This is a genomic window from Martinezella lusitana, from assembly GCF_900094565.1.
Classification (GTDB): Bacteria; Pseudomonadota; Alphaproteobacteria; order Rhizobiales; family Rhizobiaceae; genus Rhizobium; species Rhizobium lusitanum.
This window is the reverse complement of the sequence record NZ_FMAF01000055.1, coordinates 1-20,106: the sequence shown is the minus strand read 5'-3', so window position 1 is coordinate 20,106 and position 20,106 is coordinate 1. Positions and strand designations below refer to the sequence as shown.

At 60.0% G+C, this 20,106-nt stretch carries 20 protein-coding genes and 1 pseudogene; 9 read left to right on the top strand and 12 right to left on the bottom strand.

What is annotated here, in order from left to right:
* Positions 1–399, bottom strand: a 399-nt coding sequence (locus GA0061101_RS37490; protein WP_141694181.1) for an ISAs1 family transposase, incomplete at its 3' end; no start/stop codon positions are given.
* Between GA0061101_RS37490 and GA0061101_RS40865 the strand changes: the two genes are divergently transcribed.
* Positions 398–718, top strand: coding sequence for a DsbA family protein (locus GA0061101_RS40865; RefSeq protein WP_028755235.1), 321 nt, complete (start codon positions 398–400; stop codon positions 716–718). The genes GA0061101_RS37490 and GA0061101_RS40865 overlap by 2 nt on opposite strands.
* A gap of 63 nt (positions 719–781) precedes the next feature.
* On the opposite strand, the pseudogene GA0061101_RS37480 reads toward GA0061101_RS40865, so the two are convergent.
* Positions 782–1,120: pseudogene (locus tag GA0061101_RS37480) on the bottom strand (carboxymuconolactone decarboxylase family protein).
* A 498-nt stretch (positions 1,121–1,618) separates the two neighbouring features.
* Between GA0061101_RS37480 and GA0061101_RS37475 the strand changes: the two are divergent.
* Genes GA0061101_RS37475 through GA0061101_RS37450 form a run of 7 tightly spaced genes read left to right on the top strand, consistent with a single transcriptional unit; the run spans position 1,619 to position 7,789 of the window.
* Positions 1,619–3,403: a hypothetical protein gene (locus GA0061101_RS37475; RefSeq protein WP_004112731.1), complete on the top strand. Its 1,785-nt coding sequence runs from the start codon at positions 1,619–1,621 to the stop codon at positions 3,401–3,403.
* Entirely contained in the window at positions 3,403–3,933 is a 531-nt protein-coding gene (larC2, locus tag GA0061101_RS37470) for a nickel pincer cofactor biosynthesis protein LarC2 (protein ID WP_004112728.1), read from the top strand. Before GA0061101_RS37475 ends, larC2 begins: the two co-directional genes overlap by 1 nt.
* A 14-nt stretch (positions 3,934–3,947) precedes the next feature.
* On the top strand, positions 3,948–5,252 hold the full coding sequence (gene larC / locus GA0061101_RS37465; RefSeq protein WP_004112726.1) for a nickel pincer cofactor biosynthesis protein LarC: 1,305 nt from the start codon (positions 3,948–3,950) through the stop codon (positions 5,250–5,252).
* Positions 5,249–5,653, top strand: a complete 405-nt coding sequence (locus tag GA0061101_RS40670; protein WP_004112724.1) for an adenine nucleotide alpha-hydrolase family protein — start codon at positions 5,249–5,251, stop codon at positions 5,651–5,653. The genes larC and GA0061101_RS40670 overlap by 4 nt, the downstream gene beginning before the upstream one ends.
* A gap of 60 nt (positions 5,654–5,713) precedes the next feature.
* Positions 5,714–6,055, top strand: coding sequence for an adenine nucleotide alpha-hydrolase family protein (locus tag GA0061101_RS40665; RefSeq protein WP_245276717.1), 342 nt, complete (start codon positions 5,714–5,716; stop codon positions 6,053–6,055).
* On the top strand, positions 6,052–6,750 hold the full coding sequence (gene larB / locus GA0061101_RS37455) for a nickel pincer cofactor biosynthesis protein LarB (protein ID WP_004112720.1): 699 nt from the start codon (positions 6,052–6,054) through the stop codon (positions 6,748–6,750). Before GA0061101_RS40665 ends, larB begins: the two co-directional genes overlap by 4 nt.
* Positions 6,743–7,789 carry a HoxN/HupN/NixA family nickel/cobalt transporter gene (locus tag GA0061101_RS37450; RefSeq protein ID WP_004112717.1) on the top strand — a complete coding sequence of 349 codons (1,047 nt, stop codon included), beginning with the start codon at positions 6,743–6,745 and terminating at the stop codon, positions 7,787–7,789. Before larB ends, GA0061101_RS37450 begins: the two co-directional genes overlap by 8 nt.
* A gap of 413 nt (positions 7,790–8,202) precedes the next feature.
* Here the strand turns inward: GA0061101_RS37450 and GA0061101_RS37440 are convergent, their stop codons facing one another.
* The 7 genes from GA0061101_RS37440 to GA0061101_RS37410 form a co-directional block, all read right to left on the bottom strand.
* Complete coding sequence (locus tag GA0061101_RS37440) at positions 8,203–9,630, bottom strand: methyl-accepting chemotaxis protein (RefSeq protein ID WP_240535385.1); 1,428 nt, start codon at positions 9,628–9,630, stop codon at positions 8,203–8,205.
* Positions 9,612–10,121, bottom strand: coding sequence for a hypothetical protein (locus GA0061101_RS40660; RefSeq protein WP_240535384.1), 510 nt, complete (start codon positions 10,119–10,121; stop codon positions 9,612–9,614). The genes GA0061101_RS37440 and GA0061101_RS40660 overlap by 19 nt, the downstream gene beginning before the upstream one ends.
* A 172-nt stretch (positions 10,122–10,293) precedes the next feature.
* On the bottom strand, positions 10,294–11,460 hold the full coding sequence (locus GA0061101_RS37430) for an ABC transporter ATP-binding protein (protein ID WP_004112713.1): 1,167 nt from the start codon (positions 11,458–11,460) through the stop codon (positions 10,294–10,296).
* 77 nt (positions 11,461–11,537) lie between these two features.
* Positions 11,538–12,563 (bottom strand): Gfo/Idh/MocA family protein, encoded by a 1,026-nt coding sequence (locus tag GA0061101_RS37425; protein ID WP_004112709.1) that lies wholly within the window; start codon positions 12,561–12,563, stop codon positions 11,538–11,540.
* Positions 12,564–12,593: 30 nt separating this feature from the next.
* A complete protein-coding gene (locus tag GA0061101_RS37420) occupies positions 12,594–13,424 on the bottom strand; it encodes a carbohydrate ABC transporter permease (protein ID WP_004112708.1) in 831 nt (276 codons plus the stop codon).
* 1 nt (position 13,425) lies between these two features.
* Positions 13,426–14,355: a carbohydrate ABC transporter permease gene (locus GA0061101_RS37415; RefSeq protein WP_004112707.1), complete on the bottom strand. Its 930-nt coding sequence runs from the start codon at positions 14,353–14,355 to the stop codon at positions 13,426–13,428.
* 73 nt (positions 14,356–14,428) lie between these two features.
* Positions 14,429–15,895 (bottom strand): ABC transporter substrate-binding protein, encoded by a 1,467-nt coding sequence (locus tag GA0061101_RS37410; protein WP_004112705.1) that lies wholly within the window; start codon positions 15,893–15,895, stop codon positions 14,429–14,431.
* Between the two features lie 271 nt (positions 15,896–16,166).
* Here GA0061101_RS37410 and GA0061101_RS37405 point away from each other — a divergent pair, with 271 nt between their 5' ends.
* Positions 16,167–17,420 carry an ROK family transcriptional regulator gene (locus tag GA0061101_RS37405; RefSeq protein ID WP_004112704.1) on the top strand — a complete coding sequence of 418 codons (1,254 nt, stop codon included), beginning with the start codon at positions 16,167–16,169 and terminating at the stop codon, positions 17,418–17,420.
* A 623-nt stretch (positions 17,421–18,043) separates the two neighbouring features.
* On the opposite strand, the gene GA0061101_RS37400 is transcribed toward GA0061101_RS37405, so the two are convergent.
* The 3 genes from GA0061101_RS37400 to GA0061101_RS37390 form a co-directional block, all read right to left on the bottom strand.
* Positions 18,044–18,349: a DUF982 domain-containing protein gene (locus GA0061101_RS37400; protein ID WP_004112697.1), complete on the bottom strand. Its 306-nt coding sequence runs from the start codon at positions 18,347–18,349 to the stop codon at positions 18,044–18,046.
* A 626-nt stretch (positions 18,350–18,975) separates the two neighbouring features.
* Complete coding sequence (locus tag GA0061101_RS37395) at positions 18,976–19,434, bottom strand: phasin (RefSeq protein ID WP_004112695.1); 459 nt, start codon at positions 19,432–19,434, stop codon at positions 18,976–18,978.
* 377 nt (positions 19,435–19,811) lie between these two features.
* On the bottom strand, positions 19,812–20,106 hold a 295-nt coding region (locus GA0061101_RS37390; RefSeq protein ID WP_037136713.1), incomplete at its 5' end, for an IS256 family transposase.

The following is a 20,106-nucleotide window of genomic DNA, read 5'->3' as shown; positions in this document are numbered from 1 at the left end:
GAGATGCAGCGCCGCCCGGCCGTTGGCCCGGTCATGACTGCCGCGCGAGGTCTTTCCGTCAATCGCCACCAGCGCCGGAGCATCGGGTCGAAGCGTCGCCGCCCAGGATATGAAGCAGTTCGAAAACAGGTCCGGATCGATCCGGTTGAGCAGAATGCGCAGCCAGCGCGAACCCGGTATGCCATGGTGATAGGGAAGAAACCGACGTAAAAACGCCAGGTTATCCTCTCCCCATTCGACGATCTCGTCAAAATCGTCGCATGCGCCGATCGTCCCGCAAACGACCAGAAGAAGCACCTCGGGTAACGGATGGGCGACCCGCCATTGCTCCCGCTCATCCTCAACGAGACTAAAATGGTCCAGCAAAACCCGCAGCCGCGGGCGATCGTCTTCAAACATGTCGGCCTCCAAATCACCGACACTCTTGAATCACACCCAAACCGTTCAGGGAAGAAACGTTAACCCGAGTTCAGAGCCGTGCATCGAACAGACACTGCGTGAAATCGGACGCTCCGTTGGGATCGACAAAGACGTGTTCAACAGGGCAGTGGCGGACCAGGCCATCCTTGAGCGTCTGAACAAGCTCACCGACCAGGCGACTGACGAATTCGAGGTAGAGGGAACGCCTCCCTTCTTCGTCAACGGCAAGAAAATCACTGGGGCGCCGAGCCTTGAGGAGATGCGCAGCGCAATTGCCGCTGCTCTGAATGGGCATTGACCTCCCATTTGGTTGACTGGCGGAGAAGGCCCATTCCTTCTCCGCACTTCCTTCGTATCGTGCTCAGCCGGCGACGGTATCGAAGGCATCCAGCACGCGCGACGAATAAACCAAAGCTGCACCGGCGTTGAGCGCAATCGCGACCCCAAGTGCCTCGGCAATTTACTCCCGCGTGGCGCCGACTTTCGCTGCTTCGGACGTATGGCTGGCGATGCAGCCGTCACAACGCGTGGTCACCGCAACGGCAAGGGCGATCAGTTCCCGGGTTTTGGCGTCCAACCGACCGCTCTTCTGACCTGCGCCACCGAGGGTACGAACGCCCTCAAGTGTCGCCGGCGAAAGCCGGCCAAGTTCGGTTACGCGTGAGGACAGTTCCTGCCGGTATTTTTCCCAGTCGAGCATTCGAAAGTTCTCCGTGAATTTGGGCTGATGCAACGCGATGTAAGAGCCGCAGCCTTCATCTTTGGTCAGGCCGCGACCACATCTCGGAAAGGAGTATGGAGAAAACTTCATCAACTGAAATGGTATGATTTCACGAACCCATGAGCACCAATCATGCTTGTTGCCGGACAACCCTTGGACAGAGAGACCGCGAGTTGGAGAGACGACCTTGAGCGGCGGCCCAAATACGCGAAGCCGAATGGGCCCGCATTGTCTGCGGGGGCTTCAGAAATATTAACAGGGCAGCGCGCCATTATGAATGTTGCTCATGGAGACATGAGATAGTGCCACTTATCGCAATAATGACCCTGTGATATTCCCTGACGTTACCTGCGCGCCGCGCATACGGCAGATCGACGGACGGTGCGCGCTCGTTGCGAGAAAAGCCACTGGCTGATTTCGACGCTCGGCTGTTGCGGATCATGATCGCTGCCCGCCGGAAATAAAGGGAGAGGACCAATGTCGAGATTTTCGGCCGAACGCGAGAAGGTGATTCTGGCTTCGGTCATGGCGGCCAATGCCAATCCCGGCTGGTTGACCAGCGATCGCGTCGAGGCCCTGACCGGCGGCCATGGCATGCTCAACATCCCGGTCGTTGCAGTCTGCAACGTCATCGCGGCCGAACTGCGTCGTGGCATAAGCCCGGAAGTCAAGTTCGCCGATGCCGTGCGCCAGCCGATCGATGACCTTCTGACCAAGAGCATTGCTGTCGCCACGGCAGCCGGCGCCGACGGCGCCAATGCGGCGCTGATCGCGGCAACGCTGCTCTATCTCTGCGGCGCCAACGCCCAGGTCGGCATTCCTGCCGGTAACCGCAAGCTCGGCTCTTCGGCGCGCATGATCGCTGGCGTCAGCCGCTCCGGCCTTGCCGCCGTGCCGACGGCGAAGATGAACAACAAGATCTCGGGTTTCGCCGCCGTTGCGGCCGTCTACGAAGCCATGATGAAGGGGGAGCTCTCGCCGGTCCAGGGCCGTGACATTCCGGAAGGCGTGGGCGGCGGCGTGATGGTCGGCCACGGCGCGCTGGGCGAGGATTTGATTTTTCCCGGCATGGCCGAACGAGGGGCTGCCATCGGGACCAAGGCGATGATGGACGCTATGTCCGGCGCCGGCATGCCCAGCCAGAAGTTCCTCTCAGCCCTTTTTGGCGCGGCGGCGATCCTGGAAATCATCCATTCGGATGCCGACGTGGCCGAGGAATATGGCCCCTACGGCAAGGTCACCAGTGCTTTCGTCGCGGGGCGATCCGCCGTTCGCACCGCCGGCCTGCCCGAGAAAATACATGTCCGCATCACCGGCAAGGAAGTCGAGACCGCACGGCTGATCGGCGATCTCGGCCTGATCCTCAAGGATATCGGCGGGCCGACCGTGATCGGCATCATGGCGCTTGATGAAATCGTCTCGGTCTTCGAAGAAGGGATCTGCGGCGCGGGCGCGGGTCCCGTCAATCCGCCGCTCGGCCATATCTGCGGCGATGCGGTCATTGCGCTGATGTGTCTGTTGCAGGATGGTTCGACGGAACAGAGCGTGGCGCGCGCGCTACGTGCCCGTCGCCTTGGCTTCAGCTTCGATCCGGAAACTGCGATGGTGGCGATGAACATCGTTGCCCGCAAGGCGACGCAGATCTGCAACGGGCCGGTCACCGATGCAATGATCATGTCCTCCACCCCCATGGTCACCAAGGCGCTGCATGCCCGTGCGGCGCGCAGCTATGACGATCTCATGGCGGGCAGGAGCGTCGGCGAGATCGTCCGCGCGATGGACGAGGAGCGCCAGCTACTGGTGGAGACACGCGGGTCGGAATTCCTGAGCAAGGTGAAGGGTACCAATATCAAGGTTCATTTCACCAGGATCAGCAAGGGTGCGCGGCGATCGAGCAAGATGGCGGCGCGCTGGCTTGCCTTCGATCCGGCGCTCGACGCCGAAGTCACCGTCGGCGACGAGACGATCCATATGGAAGGCATCATCAACGCCGTGATCCCCGAAGTCGCGCAGGGCATCGGCAAGGAACGCGCGCCGTTCCTCACCGCACTTGCGCCGATCGCCAGCGAACTGCTGCTCGCCGGCAATGTAATTATCAACGTCACCATCCCGGCCGTCGTCGCCGCCGCCATGGGCAAGATGAGTGCGTCGGATGCGACGGGCGAAGCCCAGTCGGCAGGCCTGATTTCCGCCGGCATTCCCGGCACCAAGACCAAGGCAGAGGCAGCCGCCCTGGTCGCCGTCGAATCCATGGCGTTCTGATGGCGGGCGGCGTCATCCTCCTGATGGCCCAGATCGATGACGCGCCGGGCGAGTTGCTCGGGCACGTCATCGAGAAGATGGGCGAGATGGGCGCCAAGAATGTCCAGCTCCTTCCGAGTCTGGGCAAGAAGGGCCGCCCGTCCTATGTCCTGCTGGTTGACATAAACGCCGAAGACGAGCCGGACTTCGCCGGCCTGCTGGTCGGTGACCTCGGAATCTGGGGCTATCGGGCTCTCGAATCCCAGTACAAGCATTTCGACATCAGGCGTTATCGGACGCAACTTCGGCTAACGTGGAACGGCGGTGAACAAAGCTTTCCGCTGCGCCTCAAACGCATCCTGAGCGAGGGCGTGTTCATGCGGGCCAAGGCCGAACATGACGACCTCGTGGCGTTTGCGGAGCAGATGAAAGATCGTCTGCCTATACCGGTCGCAGTGCTGAAGGCGGCGATCGAGACCAGCGTCGGATCGGCAGAACCTGGCGAGACCCTGCACGTCGACCTGTCCGGTTGGCAGCATTCGGAACGATGAAGGAGGTGGGCCTCATGCATATCCATCTTGATGTTCTGGGTGGCATCGCCGGCGACATGTTCGTCGCCGCGATGTTGGACGCATGGCCCGAGCTGGTTGGAACGGTAGAGAGAAATCTTCGTCTGGCAGGTCTGGACGAAGACGTGCAGGCGGTCTTTCGGGCACACAATGATGGCGTGCTGACCGGCAGCCGCTTTGACGTCACGAAGACCGGCTCCGAACAGGAAGCTTCCGGTCCTGATCCTCATCGCCATTCTCAAGGACATGGCCATGCGCATCATCATCACCATGACGAACATGGACATGCTCATCCTCATGAGGAGCATGTCCATAATGGCGACCACAGCCACAGCCACCACCATCACCACACCCATTGGCGCGACCTTCGCGCCATGCTCGACGGCAGCCGTTTGCCGGAGGGCGTCAAGCGCGCGGCCATAGCCATCTTCCACGAACTCGCCGTGGCCGAAGCCGCAGTACACGGCAGAAACGTCGGTGACGTAGCTTTCCATGAAGTCGGCAACTGGGATTCGATTGCCGATATCGTGGCGGCAGCTACGTTGATCGACGCTGTTGGGGCCAAAAGCTGGTCGGTGGGTTCGTTGCCGATCGGGCGAGGCTGGGTCGAGACCGATCACGGGCGACTGCCCGTTCCCGCTCCCGCCACGACTCTTTTGTTGCGCGGGTTTGCCTTTCATGATGACGGTCGCCACGGTGAGCGCATCACGCCGACGGGAGCGGCGATCCTGTCCCATCTCTCGCCCGCGACAAGCCTCGGGTCGTCGCCTCGACTGCTCGAACGCACCGGTATCGGCTTCGGCACAAGACGCCTGCCCGGCATGAGCAACGTGCTTCGCATCCTGGCGTTCACCGAGGAGGGTGCAGCACAGGATCGGGTCGGCGTCATCCAGTTCGACATCGACGACCAGACCGGCGAGGAACTGGCCGTCGCCCTCGACCTTGTTCGCGCGGCCGAAGGTGTGATCGACGTGACCCAGACGCCGACCTTCGGCAAGAAGGGCCGCATGATGGCCTCGGTTCAGGTTCTCGCGCGCGTGGATGCGATCGACGCAATCGGAGCGCTCTGCCTGCGGCAGACCACGACGCTTGGCCTGCGCAGCCGGATCGAAGCGCGCACGGTCCTGCCGCGACAGTCGGTGACAACCGAGGACGGGATAAGGGTGAAGCTCGCCGACCGGCCCGGTGGGATGACGGCCAAGGCGGAAATGGACGACGCCCAAGGCGTTGATCGGAGCCACAAAGCCCGCGCCGAATTGCGCCGCCGGGCCGAAGCTGAGGCGCTGGAGCAAAAGTCATGATCGCGAAGGAAACCTCTCTCGCCCGTCTCAATGCCGTGTTCGACAGCGCCCGGCACGCGGCCGTGGCTGTCTCCGGCGGCGTCGACAGTATGACGCTCGCGTTTGTGGCGCATCGTCGGATGGGAGCTGACGTGATCATGTTCCACGCCGCCTCGGCCGCCGTTCCCCTGAGCGCCACCGAACGGGTCAAAGACTATGCAGCCCGTCATGGCTGGGACCTACGGATCATCGATGCGGGGGAATTTGCCGACGAACGTTATCTCGCCAATCCCTCGAACCGCTGCTTCTTCTGCAAGTCCAATCTCTACGGCACCCTGTCTTCGCTTTCGGCAGCGCAGCTCTTTTCCGGCACGAACACGGACGATCTTGGCGATTGGCGCCCTGGCCTCAAGGCGGCCTAAGCCAATGGTGTACGTCATCCCTTTGTCGAGGCCGGCATGTCCAAGGCAGATGTCCGTGCCATGGCGTCCGCCTATGATCTTGCTGACCTCGCCGAACTGCCTTCAGCGCCCTGCCTGTCGAGCCGCGTTGAGACGGCTCTCAGGATCGAACCCGAGATCTTGCAAGCCATCGATCGGGTCGAGATGCTGCTGCGGCGCGAGCTCTCGCCGGGAACGGTGCGCTGCAGGGTGCGGCAAACCGGGGTGGTTGTCGAACTCGATGAACCGACGCTGTCGAAACTCTCTGGCGATAGTCGCGCGCGCCTCGTGGGGCAGATTTCAGAGGCGTTCGGTAGTCGACGGCCGATCGATTTCCAGGCATACGCCCGAGGCAGCGCCTTTTTGCGGGAGCGAAATTCATGAACGAAGAAGTCCGGCTGGATTTCCAGCGCACAGAGCGCGTGGGATTCGATGAGGCAGTACTCTGCGCCCGGAAATCCGATGCGCAGCTTGCCACGATCATGGACCGCGTTTTAGAGCGCGGCACACGCTGTCTGTTGACGCGCCTCGAGGCGGAGGTCTTTGGTCGCCTCGCGCCGGCCTATCTTGAACGATTGGACTACGACCCCATCTCGCGGACAGCATTCCTGAATTGGACCCCGCCTGCCGAACAGCAAGCACCCGATATCGCCGTCGTGTCGGCCGGAAGTTCGGACATGCCCCAGGCCGCCGAGGTCTTGCGAACGCTGGCTTATCTCGGCGCCCCGACCAGACAGTTCATCGACATCGGCGTCGCAGGCCTATGGCGGTTACTGGAGCGGGTCGAGGAATTGCGGACTTTTCCCGTTATCGTCGCGGTTGCAGGCATGGACGGCGCTCTTCCCAGCGTGCTCGGCGGGCTCGTTCCCGGCGTGATCATCTGTCTTCCGACATCGACCGGGTACGGCGTGTCGAACGGAGGAGAAACCGCCCTGCACGCGGCACTCGCCTCATGCGCGCCCGGACTGACCGTCGTAAACATCGACAATGGCTACGGCGCCGCCTGTGCGGCGTTCCGAGCGCTCAGCATGGTCCGGCGGGTGTCTGTTCAAGATGGCAAGGGACGTCCGAATGCGTAGCCCTTTCGATGACGAACCGCTTTACGCCAAAACAAAAATTGCCATCGTTTATGCCTTGCTGGTCGCAGCCAACGTCCTGGCTTGGATCTGGGCTTGGACTTCGTTCTCCGATCGACCGGCACTGCTTGGCATGGCCCTTGTCGCCTATATGCTCGGTGTCCGTCACGCGTTTGATGCAGACCATATCGCCGCGATCGACAATGTCGTGCGCAAGCTTATGCACGAGGGTCGGCAGCCGTTTTCGGTTGGATTCTTCTTTTCGCTCGGCCATTCCAGCATCGGCGTTCTGGCGTCGCTTGCCGTTGCCATCACCGCCTATGCAATGCAGAGCCAGACTGAGGGTTTCCACGACATTGGCGGCGTAATCGGCACATCCGTCTCAGCACTGTTCCTGCTGGTGATCGGAATTGCCAATCTCGTTATCCTGAAACCTATCTGGGACGCCTTTTCGCGAGCGCGGCGTGGCGAGGAAATTGTCGATGAGGACCTTGATGCGCTGCTGGCTGGACGAGGCTTGCTGGCCCGCGTTTTTCGCCGCACCTTCAAGGTGGTCACACGCTCCTGGCATATGTATCCGATCGGCTTTCTCTTAGGCCTCGGCTTCGACACCGCCACGGAAATCGCTTTGCTGGGCGTTTCAGCTTCGCAGGCCGCGCAAGGCTTGTCGTTCTGGACGATCCTTGTGTTCCCGGCCCTCTTCACAGCCGGCATGTCGCTGATGGATACGACGGACAGCGCTCTGATGACGGGCGCCTACGGCTGGGCCCTTATGAACCCCGCCCGCAAGCTCTGGTACAATCTGACGGTCACCGCCGCCTCGGTGATTGTCGCGATCTTAATCGGAGGCGCAGAAGCGCTCGGCCTGATTTCCGACAAGCTCGGCTTGCGGGGCACTTTGTGGGAGGCAATCGCCACCTTTAACGACAGCCTTGAAAATCTCGGCTTTGGTGTCGTGGGCATCTTCATCGCGAGTTGGGTCGTTTCGGCAATGATCTATCGCATGAAAGGCTATGACCGCATTCACGCGAACGTATCTTGAGAAGGGAACGTACTCGACCCAAGCGAAGCACGCCGCCATATTTGCCGTGAGGTCAATGTAACGGTCGATGGAAGTTCATCTTCCTCAGCGCGTCCTCTATAGAGCTCGCGCCGACCGAGGTGACCGCCTGCTCAAGATAGGATCGGATGTCTGCCTCGCTCTTTCCTTCCAACAACGCGATTTCTGCGATGCTTCTGCCGAGCGCTATCCACAGCAGGCAAGACCTTTCAATCGGTGAGAGTATCCATTTGGGCATCAAACACCTTTTGCGAACTGATCACCTCGTCCGTGGAATCCTGGCTCGCCAACCTGTTCGAAGGCCGCTTGCAACTTACGACCTGTCCGCCCAGGCCATAACCATTCAGAAACGCACCGATGCCTAGGGCGCGACCGCTTAGGAGCGGGCCGTCGTATCAATGCTCGGCAACCTTGCGTGAGCCCTCCAAAGCACCCTTGACATCAGCGACGAGACGTAGCGCGGGCGAACCTGCCGACATCGGAAGGTCGCCTGACCGCTCAAAAGCTTGCAAAAGGTCCTCAGAGGCGTCGAGCCGAAACTCGGTGACGATATCCTGCAGACGCCGGACCTCCCCTGCCAGCGATGTGCTTGCCGAAGTATATTCCTCGGCCATGGAAGCGTTTTGCTGGGTGACATGGTCCATCCGGTTCACAGCGCTGTTGATCTCCGTAAGGGCAGCGGACTGCTCGTTTGCAGACGTCGCAATGGCAGAAAGCTGGCTGCTGATCAGGCCTACCTCCTCCTCAATCTTTTCGAGCGTTCGTCCCGTTTCCTGCACCAGCTTTACCCCGGAACTCACTTCGCCCGTCGAATTGCGGATCAGTTCCTTGATCCCCTTGGCCGCCTGGGCAGATCGTTGAGCAAGTTCTCGGACTTCCTGGGCGACAACCGCAAAACCTTTGCCGGCTTCGCCGGCCCGGGATGCCTCGACGCCAGCATTCAAGGCAAGCAGGTTCGTCTGAAACGCTATCTCGTCGATGACACCGATGATATTCGCGATCTCGTTGGACGAATGTTCGATGCCCTGCATAGCCGAGATCGCCTTTGCCATCACGGCCGCAGAATTGCGTGCCGACGTATTCGCGTCCGCTGCCGCGCGGCGGGCCTCCTCGGTGCGCCTGGAGGAATTCGAAACTCCTTGTGTAACCTGATCAAGGGCGGCGGCGGTTTCCTCAAGAGAGACCGCCTGCTGCTCGGTCCGCTTGGAAAGCTCGAGGGCACTTTGGCTTATTTCCGATGTACCGCCATCGATCGCCGCAGTGGCGACTGCCACCGTCCGGAGGCCGGTTGCCAATTGCTCGCGCGCAGCGTTGAAGTCGGCGCGCAGTTGCTCGAATTCGCTGGCAAACGGTTGTTCCAGTCGGAACGTGAGGTCGCCACTGGCAAGATGCTTCAAACCTTCAGCAAGGCTGGAGGTGGCCTCCGTCATCTTGCTTACCCGCTCCCGCTCTAACTCTTCCGCACGCACACGTTCGCGCTCGCGCGCCTCGCGGCCAGCTTCGACGTCTCTTTCCATCTCGCGTGCTCGCAACCCATTGTCTTTGAATATCTGCACCGATTTCGCCATCATGCCCAGCTCGTCGCGACGATCGGTTCCTTCGACAATTGCCGAGAGATTGCCGCCCGCCAGCGTCGTCATCGTGTCGGCGATCCGCCGGATCGGCTTGACGATCCAGGCGCGAACGGCAAGCACGCCCAGAACCAGCACCGCTGCCAAAGCGATCACGGCGCCGCCCATTGCCCTTTTCGACGTATCGGAGGCCAAGGCGGAAACGTCGCTGCGCTTTTGGTCGGCATCCTCGATCATCTTGGCTGCCGCCACTGAAATCTCGGCGATATTGCCGCGAATGCCGGTTGGCACATGCTCAGAAAGAGCTGCTGGACCATGGCGATGCTGGCCTCGCTGTCTGCCGTTCGGCCAACAGCGATTGCCGCACCGCATGTCGTCGTCAAGATTGCGAACCCATCCGTCTTCAACGGCGGCAAGTCGGCTTGCGCCGGTAACGCGGCGATCGCCAGATCCATGGAGGCGACGAAGCTTTCCTGCGCCTCCTTGAGGCTTTCTTCAGCACGCACCCTGCCGTCTTTGGAGCGCGCCATGATCATGTCGCCGATATTGGCGCGGGCTGTCTGGAGGCTTCGGTTGGATTGGGCCAGGTGAAGGGCGGCGGCTGCGTTCTTTGTCAGGAGGTCGGTGTAGGCTGCGTCGATCCTGAACAACTCCCGGGTCTCGTAGAGGGAGAGGCCGAGGGCCACCAGCCCGAACATGCCGACAACGACGAAGAACTTGCCAACGATTGGAACGTGTTTCACACGCCACTCCCCTTTGAGATGATGTTGATATCCGCGTTCGCAAACACGGGGTTCCAAAAAGCCAGCCACTAAAAAAAGGGGCTGCCGCCGAGACCTGAATGACGACAGCCCCAGTCGCCCTGGGAGGCAGGCAAGACGACCGGAAATCCGAGCGCTTGCTCGTTTCATCCGGTCAGTCGCGAATGGCAGCTCCTGTTTGCGGATCGAACCAGTGCAGCTTTTCCAGATGGACGGTCAGCGGCAGGCGCTTGTTGGGCGCGGGCGTCGATACTGGCGGGATACGCGCCACCAGCCGGTTCGTGCCCTTTCGTTTGAACTCTGGCGGATCCTCCACGTCGCTGATGTCGACGGGCGGAGAGGCAATGTCGAAAAAGACGAAGGTGTCGGGGCCGAGCGCTTCGGCAACCGGGATCGGCTCGTTGAACAGCGCTTCATGCTCTTTGCACACCAGAAACATTTCCGGGCGTATCCCGGCGATCACCTGCCGTCCGGCATAGGCAGACAATGCGGCACTCGCGGGAACCGGAAACGCAATCCCGGTTCCCGCGATCGTCGCGCGCAGGCTTGCCCCGTCCGCCTCAAGGTCGGCCCGGACGAAATTCATCGCAGGCGAACCGATAAAACCGGCAACGAACAAATTCGCCGGCCGGTCGTAAAGCCGCTGCGGCGTGTCGATCTGCTGCAGGTTGCTCTCGCCGGCATCAGCGACAGGCTTCAGCACAGCAACCCTGTCACCCATCGTCATCGCTTCGACCTGGTCATGGGTGACGTAGAGCGTAGTAACGCCAAGACGCTGGTTTAAAAGCTTGAGCTCGGCCCGCATCTGGACGCGCAGCTTGGCGTCGAGATTGGACAGCGGTTCGTCCATCAGGAATGCCATCGGATGACGGACGATCGCCCGACCCATCGCGACGCGCTGTCGCTGACCGCCGGAGAGCGCGCCCGGCTTGCGGTTCAGGTATTTCGTAAGGTCGAGCATCTCGGCTGCGTCGCGCACAAGCTTCTCGATCTTGTCCTTCGGCATTTTGCGCTGCTGCAGGCCGAAGGCCATGTTCTCGTAGACCGTCATGTGCGGATACAGCGCATAGTTCTGGAATACCATCGCGATGTCGCGGTCCTGCGGCTCGGTGTTGGTGACATCCTGATCGTCCATAAGCAGCCGGCCGCTATTGAGCTGCTCGAGCCCGGCCGCCATCCGCAGAAGCGTAGATTTGCCGCAGCCCGACGGTCCGACCAGCACGACGAATTCACCGTCGCCGACCGTGAAGCTCACATTGGCGACGGCGACGGTCCCGTCCGGATAGGTTTTTCCAATCCCGTCAAAGGTCATGGACGCCATATAGTTCTTCTCCCAGTATCACGTGGCGAGGCAAGTCATCGGGTCGGATGGCGTGCCTCGTAAGATTGGTCACGCCATCAGCCGATGGTCACGGGCTTGCCGCTGGCGACGGACTCCTCAATCGCAGCCAGTACCTTGGTGTTGGCAAGCCCATCATTGGCGTCGGCAAGCAGGGGCACGCCACGCACGACGCTATCGACGAAGCGCGCGATGGATTCCTGCACGAAGCCGCCGATGCGGGTTGCACCCGTCGGCGTCATGCCGATGTAGTCGTTGAACCGCATGCCACCATCGACGATACGGCGCAGGCCGCCGCTATGGGTGGGATCAGCCTGGATCTGACCCTTTTCGCCGACGACTTCCACCTTGAAATCGACAAGCGAAGGGTTGTCGCGCGACAGGATCCAGCTGTTTTCCATGGTCACGACAGTGCCTCTGGAAAATTCGAGGATCGAGGCATGGAAATCCTTGGTGTCGACGCCGCCGGCGGCAAGCGTCCCGGAACGGGCCACGGCGTAGACGCGGGTCACCTCGTCTTCGAGGATGAAGCGCAATACATCGACCAGATGGCTGCCCAGGAACCAGAGTGCGGAGGATTTCGCGGCCCAGCTCAGCATTTCGAAGGGAACGAAGGTCGTGTTGGAAAGGCGCGCCGTGCCGTGCTTGGCAAGCCCGATTTGGCCCTCCTGGATCATGTCGCGAACCTGCGCCAGGATCGGGTTCACACGATTGTGGAAGTCGATCATCAACTTGCCCTTGGACTTTGCGGCAGCCTCGGCGATCTCTTCTGCTTCCTTGACTGTGGTCGCGAGGGGCTTTTCGCTCAAGACATGTTTGCCGGCCTTGAGCGCTGCAAGGATGATCGGTGTGTGGGTAAAGTCGGGTGTGGCGACGGACACCGCGTCGATCCGGTCGCTGGCGATGAGCTTCTGATAGTCGGTGAACGCTTCGATTGCGCCAAAACTCTCCTTCATCTTCAGCGCCCTGCCCTCGTCGAGGTCGCAGACGCCAACCAGTTCGGTCTCCGGCAGCACGTTGAAGGTGTGGGCGTGGTTATTGCCCCAAAGGCCGGCGCCGATGACGCCGATGCGAAGTTTGCTCATTTTATATGACTCCATTCAAACCGTAAAAGATCAGCCCTTCACCGAGCCGAAGGTGAGACCGCGCACGACGTAACGGTCGAAGACCAGGAAGATGATCATCGGCGGGATCATCGCGAGCACGGCGGCGGCTGCGATGTAGTTCCAGGTCACGCCGCTGGTGGCGAAATATCCGAGCGTTCCGATCGGAAGGGTGGCGGTTGAACGCGAGCTCAGCACCAGTGGGAAGGCCGCGTTGTTCCAGGCAAAGACGAAAGCGAACATCGAGGTGACAATGATCCCGGGGCGGACGATCGGCAGCGTGATGCGCCACATGATCGTGTGCCAGCGGGCGCCGTCGACGCGGGCCGCCTCCTCCAGCTCCGCCGGCACCTCGTCGATAAAGCTCTTCATCAGCCAGACCGAAAACGGGATCGTCAACGTCTGCAGCACCAGCACCATCGACAAATACGAACCTTGCAGGCCGACCCGCGTGATCAACACGAAATACGGAATCAGGAAGGCAATCGGCGGCGCCATCAACAGGCCGAGATACCAGAGCATGATGTTCTTCTTGCCCCGCATCTTAAAGCGCGAGAGCGCGTAAGCGGCAGGCACCGAGAACGGCAGATTAAGCAACACCGCGCCGATCGCCACGATGAGCGAGTTCACGAGTTGCGGCGCGTTCGTGCCAGGATCGACGAGGATGTGGCGGAAGGCATCCAGCGTCGGTTCGAAGGTCACTTGCGGGGGCATCGCGAACGCTGTTTCTGCCGGCCGGATAGCGAGCGCCAGAAACCAGAGGATCGGGCCGATGAAGACCGCCAGGAACAAGAGGCCGGCGGCATAGGTGAGCGCAGTATAGAAGGTCTTGCGGCTGGCCATGTCACCACTCCTCATTGCGGAAGGCGAAGAACACGTAGAGGGCGATGATGACGTTGACGATCAGCACCGTGATCCACGTCTGGGCACTCACCAACCCGACATTGAAGTTCACCAGACCCTGTTCGTAGAGCGAATAGCCGAGTGTGCGTGTCGAGGTCCCCGGCCCGCCGCGGGTCAGCACCAGCACCGTGTCGAAGGTGTTGAAGATCTGCATGAAGCGCAGCATGACGATGATGGTCGCGGTGCGCCGGATGAGAGGCAGCTTGATGCGCATCAGGATCGTCCAGGCCGATGCGCGATCGAGACGCGCCGCCTCGATGATCTCGTCGGGAACGGAAAGCAGGCTCGCATAGAGGACGATGGCGAAGAACGGCGTCCACTGCCAGATGTCGACGAAGAGTATGGCGGCAAGCGCAGTCGTCGGTGACCCGAGGATGCCCTCCGCCGGCACCGGTAGCCAGAGCGACTGCAGCACCCATGTCACGAGACCGCCGCCCGGATCATAAAGATAGCGAAACAGGAAGCCGACGACGATCGGCGCGATCGTGGTTGGCAGGATCAGCAGCGCGCGTACGACATTCATGCCGGGCAGCGCCTTGAGCAGCACCAGTGCGATCGCCAGGCCGAGCGAAAACTCAATCGCCGTGCCGAGCACCGAAAGGATCAGCGTGTTGGTAAGTGCGGCGCGAAAATCGAACGCATCGAGCGCCTGGACGTAATTGTCGATGCCGACGAAAGCCAAAGGCTGCGGCCCGACCTGCAAGTTCCAGAAGTAAAAGCTGGATTTGAGAGCGAAGAGCAGCGGGTAGGCGATCAGCGCCAACAGCATAATCACGGAAGGCGCGATCAACAGGTAAGGCAGGTTGCGGCGGACGAAGCCGCGCCGGACGGGCGTAAGCGTTGGCAAGGAGCGAATGGCTGTCGTGTGCATCGTCGAAGTCCAGTTCTTCTTGGCGGATGACCGCCGGCGCGAGCGTTTCCGCGCCGGCCCGAGAAGAATTCCATTACGCCTTGCCGAGCTTGCCGATCAGCGCCTTGGCGCCGTCGAGCGTGTCAGCGTAGCTTTCCTTCTGGTAGGGGATCATCAGATTGCCCTTGAGGATGCTTTCGAAGAGGCTGTTGGCGCGCTCCAGCGCGGTCTTCGGATCTTCGCTGCCGGTCAGAAGCTGGTTGAGCGTCAGGCCGAGCACACTTTCGACCGCGGTATAACCCGGAACCGGCGGACGCGTTATCTTGCCGTTGCCCTGCTTCATCATGTCGTACTGGACATCGAGGTATGAATAGATCTTCTTGACGTCCGCGTCTTCGTAGAGCGACTTGCGGGCAAAATCCGAGAACTGGAAATTGAGGTCCGGCCACTCAGCCATCTTCTTCTGGGTCGCCTTTGACGTCGCCCACTTTATGAAGGCGTAACCGTTGTCCTGCCGGTCGGAACTCGACGGGACGCCAAGGCTCCAGCCGCCGAGGCTGACTGTCTGCGCCACGCCATCTGCCTTCGGCAGGGCTGCGGTCGCATACTTGTCCATGACATCGGACTTCTTGCCGGTCATGTAGCCGGAGTTCTTGACCAGGTAGAAATACGGCGTCCACCAGTAGAACATGCCGATATCGCCCTTGGCGAAACGGGTGCCGGCATCGAACCAGACGTAATTGATCGCCTCGGGCGGCGAGAGCTTGTAAAGCTGCCGGTAGACCTCGAGCGACTTTGACCAGGCAGGACCTGTGAGCTGCGGCGAGAAGTCCCACGGTGCGCCGGGGAAGGATTTGAACCAGTTCGCGCCGTGACTGGCGGAAAGCTGGGTGAACATATGGGTGATCGGGGACGGCTGCGATCCGCAGATCACCGTCGGGAAGAGCGGCTTGCCACCGAAGGACTTGCCTTCGAGCGACTTCAGCGTCTCGATGTACTTCGTCCATGTCCAGTCTTCAGAGGCCTTTGTCGGTGGCGCGGCGATGCCGAAGCTGTCGAAGATGTCCTTGCGGTACATCACCCCTTGCGCATAGGCCGCAACCGGCAGTGTGGCGATCTGCCCGCGCCACATGTTCGACGAATAGAGGACCTCGGGAATGAAGTCGGCGAGATCGATATCACTATCCTTGGCGATGTAGTCGTTGAGCGAGATGATCCAGCCGTTGTCGAGATACTGCCCGAGCCACATCTGGTCGACCGCGATGACGTCCGCGTCCGACGTCTTGGCGACGAAGGCCGAGACAAGGCGGGTCTGCAACGCGTCGTAAGAGAGGCTTTCGAGCTCGACCTTGATGCCCGTTTCCTTTTCGAATTCCGGGATCATGGCTTTCATCGAGAAGAAGAATGGATCTTCGACCGACAGAACGCGTATGGTCTTCGCGTCTTGGGCAGACGCACGCCGTGGCGCGACAAGCGCGCCCGCGCTCGATGCCAAGAGAGCGGCGACAGATGCCGACTTCAGCATGTTCCGGCGCGACATATTTCCAATATCGAATGTCATGTGGTGCCTCCTCAGTTGTTCTTAAATCCAACCTCATCCGACCACGGGAAACCTTCACGGCGCCGAGCTCGAGTTCGATTGTTACCCCTCATCTGCCATTGCCAACAGTTTGTTTGTACTTCGCACAAACTTATGGTACTGTCAAGAAGGTGCGTTCGGGCGTTCCCGCGGCTAAAGCCTCCGCATCTGTTGCGGTAAGCCATCAAGCGCCATCTGGTCGAGCAAGCGCTCTCAAGCTAGAACGACGGGGCTGGCAAATCGGAGATGCAAGTTGAAGTTCGAGAATCAGCCATCCTATTCGCTGGGGCAGCGCGGTCCCAACAAGGACACGCTTGCTGGCGAAAGTGGCAATGTAAGGCTCGTTTCGCAGTCGACCCTCGGCGAGATCAATCGCGGTCGGGTGCTGCAGGCGTTGTACGACAACGGTCCGAAAAGCCGCGCCGAGCTTGCCCGTCTGGCGGGCGTCAATCGCACGACGATCACGGGAATCGTCCAGCCGATGATCGAGGAGGGCCTGCTCGTCGAAGGCGACGCAGTGCCCTCAGACTTCAAGGGCGGTAAGCCGGCGCGTCCGATCTATTTCAATCCTGAAGCACCAATGCTAGGCGCCGTGCTTCTCTTGCCCGGCAGGATCCAGACATGCCTTGTGACGCTCAGCGGCGATATCAAAGCCCTCACCAAAGCGCAATTCGATCCGCATGGCGATAGGGGTGCGTTCCTGGCGATCATCAAGGACACCTTGTCCGCGACGCTTTCCCAAGCCCACCAGGCACCGTTCGGGATCGGCATCGCCTCGGGGGGCATGATCGACAGCGACAACGGGGTGATCCTCGCCGTCAATCTTGCGCCCGTTCTGACTGGCCTCCACTTGGTCGATATCCTGCAGGCGCATTTCTCATTGCCTGTTGTCATCGACCATCATCCGCGCGCGCTTCTCGTTGGCGACCGGTGGTTCGGGCCGGGACGGGGCCAACAAAACTTCGCGGCGATCTATACCGGTGAGGTATTGGGCGGCGCTTTCTACATCGACGGACGGGTCTACCGGGGCCTTGCCGGCTCCGGCGGCGAACTAGGCCATACCGTCGTGCAAATCGATGGGGAACTCTGCAATTGCGGCAAGCACGGATGCTGGGAAACAGTCGCCGCCCTACCCTGGCTGCGGCGTGAAGCGGCCCGACTTGGCTTCGCAAACCCTGAAAGCGTCACCTGTGCTCGCCTCGTCAAAGAGGCAGCAGAAGGCGCCGAAGCTGCGAATGGTCTGCTGGACCGCTATACCAGAAACGTCGCCTTCGGGATCCTCAACCTGCAGCAGACCCTGTCACTCAACTCCTATGTGCTGCATGGGGACATTGCAGGCGGCGGCGCGGACGCGGCCGAACGCGTCAGGCAACATGTCGAACGGTTGGTCAAGAAGCGACCGAACCAGGAGATTTCGATCACGCTGAATGGCATCGGAGAAGGTCATACGGCATTGCGAGGGGCCGCTGGCTTGGTCTTGTCCAGCCACCTGAAGCTCGTCATCTAGGCGGGATACGATCCCGGCGGCGAAACGGCCAACGACGCGGCTGAGCCATTGTGGTTTCAATTGTCGGGAGGTCACAAAACTATCGATCTCGCCGCACAAGCGGGCCGCTCGCGCTTTGTCTGGGAGGGGTCTTTCTCCAGCACAATCTCGGATACCCAATGAAAGTTCCGTGAGGCAATCGATAAGGGCGTAAGGGCCAATCATGGTCTGCGTATTGCTTCAAGTAGCGGCTGCTTGATCGCTTGATCGGATTGCTATCCCAGCGGCTCTTAGTTCGATCGGGGGAACGACAACATGCAGTGCCGGCGATCGCTAGATTGCAGAACGTCGATTGCACGCGCGCGCTCGTGCAACTCCGATAGACGACTGCGAATTTGCCGTGCTCGTTGAATAATGTATCGAATGTGAGATCGACAAGAAGGAGATACGTCTGCGCTACGCGAAGCTGCTCGGCAAGCGCACTCATTCACACCTTGCTCGTTTCGGTGCATGATCAACCGGCCGTTGTCGCCAAGGTCGACCACACCGCCAAGGAACTAGCCTTCATCAGACGGTCGACGGGGGCGATCTGGATTGGACTTGAAAGCGCAAGTCCAGCCTTGAGCAAAGCGGGACCATCCAAATCATTGGACGAGAGCCCGCCGAGCGATTCGTCCCGGGTGGGCGTTCGGCTTGGCTTTCAAAGGGGCCACCATGCCGGCTTCGAGGCAAGCGGCCATGAATGCCTCTCGTGCAACGACGGCGGCTACGCCGCCATTGAGGGCACCGCGACAGGTCCTGATGGCACGCTGATGGCGCTCGCCATAACGCAATGGCCATTCGTTTTCGAGAAAATCCAAAGCATCGTAAACGCCCGCAAACGTCCGCTCAAGACCACACTGCAGTCGGATAGTGACCAGACGAGTCCAGGAGACATCGGTTATCGGCATCCTATTTTCCTTTCCAATGTCACCTGTGACCATCCGGCAAATATTGGAATAACTTTCGCGCGTTCAAGAGTCGGAACGACGCGAAGTCGCCTTGATCGAGCCAGCAGGGGGCGACCCTCAAGGCAGAGCGGGTGGCAAACGTCGCCTGTTACGATGCGACGCGATATCGTGAAACTTGCCACCGCCTACGGCAATAATCGCAAAGCCTTTTCTCTGATCGTGCGTGGTGCGGCCAACCAAGCCGCTCCCTTGCGAAGATCGCACCGACTGACGATCGTAGAACGGGAGAGTCGTCGTTAGCTGCGATGATCAGGATGGCGCAAGGTATCGAGCAACTAAGCCCTTGCTAGCCGCGCGCCTCCCGACGACCACTTCAAAAAAGCGGTTATTGCCGAGGCTGCGACCGCGTCAGTTTCCTTGCTTCGGCAATTAAGCGCTATCACATCCCACGGCTCCTTCTGTCAAACAATTCTTTAGTGGCCTTGGATTCTCTAAACGAAACTAGGATCATGATCCGTCGATTGAAATTGCGAACACAACAGATCGTAGGGTAGCGCTCGTCTTCCTCCTAATTAAGACGGAGGGTACAACAGTCCCATAGGACGTTGTTGCACTGGCCAGCCAATTTATACTGCCTTGAGGTCCGCCAAAAATTTGTCAAATGCATTGTTGATCGGCTTGGCGATCTCAGCCACTGCCTTGCTCGCCAGTGCCCGGAATTCCTTGGCATTCTCGATGCTGGTGTCTACGCGCTTGTGCAGGAACGCCGATTGGAGTTCGAAGACCTGTGACGGCGAGTTCGCGCCGAACAACGCTTGCAAATGCGAGAAACCGGCCACCGCATTCGCCTGCAACGCAGCGACGGACTTAAGCGACAATTCGTAGCCGGCCAGCGTTGCGGTTTCGAAGATCGGAGTGAGTATTTTTTGCGCCTCTTCAGCGCTCGACGCGAATTTAAAGAAAGCTTCGGTCAACTGTTTGTTCCCCTTTTCTACGGATGCCCCGATTTGATCGGCCACCTTCAGAGGCGATGATGCTGAATTTTCGATTGTTTCAAAGGACCTTTCTGAAACCTTGGTGGTCATAGTGCTATTCCTTCTCACGTTGTTTGTTAATGTCGCTAGGCACGGCGATATTGTTGAAAAATTTGATCCTGAGAGTATCACCTGGCAGTTTGGACATGGACAAATGCGGAACTCAGTTTGACGGCCGTTCTTCAGAAACGGATCCGAGAGATCCGAATTGGCTCCGTTACCGCCTGGTTTAGGAAGGCGGCCATATACTTGGCTGCTTCTTGCCGCCTAACGACGAGTACGTGCAAACTCGATGCCAACTAGGCATACGCTTTCAAAAAGGTGTTTCCGAGTATTGTTCTGCCGCTTGCGCGCAAATCTTCAGATCATGTCCCAGGACGTGGTGTAGCTTAGACGACCACGGCTCATCCCAGAGGGTCGGATGAGTATCAGCTTGCTGCTGGCAGGCTGATGAGCGGATCATCGCTCATTGTGGCGATTGTCTCAAGTGTCATGTAGCGGGATCGCTGGACGGCCCATTCATCGTTCTGTTCGAGCAGCAGCGCACCGACCAGGCGCACGATGGCGTCGTCGTTGGGGAAAATGCCGACGACCTCTGTGCGCCGCTTGATCTCACCGTTCAATCGCTCAATGGGGTTGGTCGAGTGAAGTTTGGCCCAATGCTGCTTGGGAAAGGTCATGTAGGCGAGCACGTCTTGCTCGGCACTGTCCATGAGACTGGCG

Bases quoted from the DNA above. Each gene is read 5' to 3' on its own strand.
- GA0061101_RS37400 (WP_004112697.1), bottom strand. From the start codon at position 18,349: ATGCCGATAACCGATGTCTCCTGGACTCGTCTGGTCACTATCCGACTG.
- GA0061101_RS37410 (WP_004112705.1), bottom strand. From the start codon at position 15,895: ATGACATTCGATATTGGAAATATGTCGCGCCGGAACATGCTGAAGTCG.
- GA0061101_RS40670 (WP_004112724.1), top strand. From the start codon at position 5,249: ATGATCGCGAAGGAAACCTCTCTCGCCCGTCTCAATGCCGTGTTCGAC.
- GA0061101_RS37450 (WP_004112717.1), top strand. From the start codon at position 6,743: ATGCGTAGCCCTTTCGATGACGAACCGCTTTACGCCAAAACAAAAATT.
- GA0061101_RS37395 (WP_004112695.1), bottom strand. From the start codon at position 19,434: ATGACCACCAAGGTTTCAGAAAGGTCCTTTGAAACAATCGAAAATTCA.
- GA0061101_RS37425 (WP_004112709.1), bottom strand. From the start codon at position 12,563: ATGAGCAAACTTCGCATCGGCGTCATCGGCGCCGGCCTTTGGGGCAAT.
- larC (WP_004112726.1), top strand. From the start codon at position 3,948: ATGCATATCCATCTTGATGTTCTGGGTGGCATCGCCGGCGACATGTTC.
- larC2 (WP_004112728.1), top strand. From the start codon at position 3,403: ATGGCGGGCGGCGTCATCCTCCTGATGGCCCAGATCGATGACGCGCCG.
- GA0061101_RS37475 (WP_004112731.1), top strand. From the start codon at position 1,619: ATGTCGAGATTTTCGGCCGAACGCGAGAAGGTGATTCTGGCTTCGGTC.
- GA0061101_RS37420 (WP_004112708.1), bottom strand. From the start codon at position 13,424: ATGGCCAGCCGCAAGACCTTCTATACTGCGCTCACCTATGCCGCCGGC.
- GA0061101_RS37430 (WP_004112713.1), bottom strand. From the start codon at position 11,460: ATGGCGTCCATGACCTTTGACGGGATTGGAAAAACCTATCCGGACGGG.
- larB (WP_004112720.1), top strand. From the start codon at position 6,052: ATGAACGAAGAAGTCCGGCTGGATTTCCAGCGCACAGAGCGCGTGGGA.
- GA0061101_RS40665 (WP_245276717.1), top strand. From the start codon at position 5,714: ATGGCGTCCGCCTATGATCTTGCTGACCTCGCCGAACTGCCTTCAGCG.
- GA0061101_RS37415 (WP_004112707.1), bottom strand. From the start codon at position 14,355: ATGCACACGACAGCCATTCGCTCCTTGCCAACGCTTACGCCCGTCCGG.
- GA0061101_RS40865 (WP_028755235.1), top strand. From the start codon at position 398: ATGTCGGCCTCCAAATCACCGACACTCTTGAATCACACCCAAACCGTT.